1 protein-coding gene is annotated in these 1332 nt (G+C 66.7%); it reads right to left on the reverse strand.

Features of this window, described 5'->3' with window-relative positions:
- Positions 1-28 precede the first annotated feature (28 nt).
- Positions 29-1281 (reverse strand): IS3 family transposase gene (locus ACIRPK_RS36905; RefSeq protein WP_403047340.1). Its coding sequence is split into 2 segments (ribosomal slippage): positions 29-999 and positions 999-1281, totalling 1254 coding nucleotides; the frame shifts between segments, so codons are not numbered across the junction.
- Positions 1282-1332 lie beyond the last annotated feature (51 nt).

The raw sequence follows: 1332 nt of genomic DNA on the forward strand, positions 1-1332 counted from the left end.
CTGAACCGCCCCGGGTTCGATAGAGATCTCAGATTATGGTTGTGACCTGCGGTTTTGTGGTGGTGAGGTAGTAGGTTTTCTCGTACTCGACGGGCGGGACGTGGCCTATCTCACCGTGGAGCCGACGGTGGTTGTACCAGTCGACCCATTCGGCGGTGGCGAGTTCGACGTGCGAGAGGGTGCGCCAGGGCCGCCGGGGTTTGATCAGCTCGGTCTTGAACAACCCGATCGTGGACTCCATGAGGGCGTTGTCGTAGGCGTCGCCGACGGATCCGATCGAGGCCGCGATGCCGGCGGCGCCCAGATGCTCGGCGAGCCGGAAACTCGTGTACTGCGACCCGGCATCCGAATGATGTATCAACTCGCCTCGCTCATAGGGGAATCCGTCGCGGTCTCGCTGCCACAGCGCCATGTCCAAGGCATCCAGAACAAGCCGGGTCTCCTTGGAGGTCGCGGCCGACCAGCCGACGATGCGGCGGGAGAAGGTATCCACGACGAAGGCGACGTAGACGACTCCGGCCCAGGTGGCGATGTGGGTGAAGTCCGCGACCCAGCAGCGGTTCGGCGCGGTGGCGACGAACTGGCGGTCCACCAGGTCCGGGGCGCGCTCGGCGGTCGGGTCGGCCATGGTGGTGATGACCTTCTTGCCGCGCACGACACCGACGATGCCGAGTTCGCGCATCAAGCGCTCGACGGTGCAGCGGGCCACCGAGTGGCCCTGCCGGCCCAGCTCCCGCCAGATCTTCCGGGCCCCGTAGACGCGGTAGTTGGCGTCGTGGACCTCCTTGATGAGCTCCTTGAGTTCCTCGTCGCGCACGGTGCGGGCGGAGGGCGAGGCCATGCGCTGGTGGTGGGCGTAGTAGGTGGAGGGGGCGATGCTGCAGCCGTGCTCGGTGAGTACGCGGCAGATCGGCTCGACGCCGCCGAAGCGGCCCCGGTGCTCGTCGATGAACGCTACGAGCGCAGGTGTGGCCGGTCGAGCTCGGCCGCGAAGAAACTCGCCGCGGCCTTGAGGATCTCGTTCGCGCGCTTGAGTTCGGCGATCTCCTTCTTCATCGCCTTGATCTGCGCGGACTCCTCCGTGGTCGTTCCCGGACGCTCTCCGGAATCGACCTGGTCGCGCCGCACCCAGTTGCGCAGGGTCTCGGCGGAGCCGATGCCCAGCTTCTCCGCGACGGCCCGCAGCGCGGCCGACTCGTTCGGGTAGTCACCGAGGACCTCGGCGACCATGCGCACCGCACGACGGCGCAGCTCAGGCGGGTAGGAAGAGGGACGTGCCATGACTCGAATCCTTACACGAAATCGAGCCTCTACCGAACCCGGGGCGGTTCA

It is taken from the genome of Kitasatospora sp. NPDC101801, assembly GCF_044766665.1.
Taxonomy (GTDB): domain Bacteria; phylum Actinomycetota; class Actinomycetes; order Streptomycetales; family Streptomycetaceae; genus Kitasatospora.